The sequence below is a fragment of the Teichococcus wenyumeiae genome (assembly GCF_003696345.1).
Lineage (GTDB): Bacteria > Pseudomonadota > Alphaproteobacteria > Acetobacterales > Acetobacteraceae > Pseudoroseomonas > Pseudoroseomonas wenyumeiae.
In genome coordinates this window covers 1-1,285 of record NZ_RFLX01000140.1, presented here as the reverse complement: position 1 = coordinate 1,285, position 1,285 = coordinate 1, and the positions used below count along the sequence as shown (strand labels likewise).

Sequence of the window (1,285 nt, the reverse complement as noted above, 5' to 3'; positions counted from 1 at the left end):
GGGAGGGTGATGATCAGGAGGACGAGGCTGACGGTGATGTCGAAGCCGCGGCGCAGGGCGGCGGCGGCGAGCCCCTCCGGCCGTGCCTGCACCGTCGAAAGCCAGTCCGGCGCCAGCATTTCACACACCACACGGTTATGGGTGCATTCATGCAACTCGGCCTCGCTGAGCACGCGCACGCCGGCTGCCTCGCAGGCATGGCGGGTATCGGCACTCATCTCGCCGGGGGCGGCGACGACGGCCCAGACCCGCTGCGCCCGCAGCCGCTCGGCCTGCAGCAGCGTGGCGGCCTCGGGGGAGGTGGGCAGGGTGGCGATCTCGAAGATGTCGCGCCAAGCCGCGGGGGCGGGCAGGCGGGCGATCTCGGAAGCCGCCGCGCCGGGCAGCACAAGGATGCGCCGGCGCATGAAGCCGCCGCGCAGCAGCAGAACAAAGGCCAGGCGCGTCAGCATGACGGCCAGAATACAACCAAGTAAAACTTCGACGACAATAATGTAGGAAGCGCTGAGATCGGCGGGGGCGACGATCATCAGCACCAGCCAGGCGGCCATCAGGAGCAGCACGCCGGCCAGAGCGAAGCCGGTGAGCAACCGCCGCATGCCGGCCAGCAGCTGCGGCTGGTAGAGTCCGCTGGCGCTGCTGACGAGACCTGAACACAGGGCCAGCAGGGCGGCGGCCACGGCTGCGCGGCCGTGATCCACCGGCACGCCTCCAGGCATGCCGCTGGTCATCAAAGCATAAACGATCAGAAAAACTGTCAGCGTCTCTGCTAGATACAACACCACCAGCTCAGAGCGGATGTTGTGACCGAACATGCTGGTCATGGGGGGAACCTCGCCGGGGGGAGTGCCTGTGGCCTCGATAAAGCGTTCGTTAGCATTTTGCCGGCGGAAAACGATAGACCTACTGAAATACAAGATTTTTACGTAATCTGTAAAAACAGGCATTATCAAGCATAGATTTTTCATGTCGTGCTTAATATGTAGCGAAAGTCGCAGTATCACTTGGACGTGAGCTGTCGATTTTCTAAACGTATATTTCTCCGACGCTGTAAAATCTGGATTGCGCTGGCGTCTTGTTCTGTTAACGTCCGCCAGCAGTTGAGGAAGCGAAGCCGCAAGGTCATTCGTTGCGCCCCCCGATCAACGACGGAAAGTAAAGTTGCGCCATGCCGATCACGTCTCGTCTGACTAAGTTAACGTTGGGCCTGTTGTGCGTGGCGGGTTTATCCGCCTGTGCGGGGCAGGACAGGCTGCCGCCGACGGTGGCGGCCCGCACGGTCAAT

The 1,285-nt window shown here is 62.0% G+C and carries 1 protein-coding gene; it reads right to left on the bottom strand.

The features are described 5' to 3' along the window. Positions 1-824 (bottom strand): hypothetical protein (locus EBE87_RS28225; protein WP_147465071.1); only part of this gene is annotated, 824 nt, incomplete at its 3' end. Between the last annotated feature and the right edge of the window lie 461 nt (positions 825-1,285).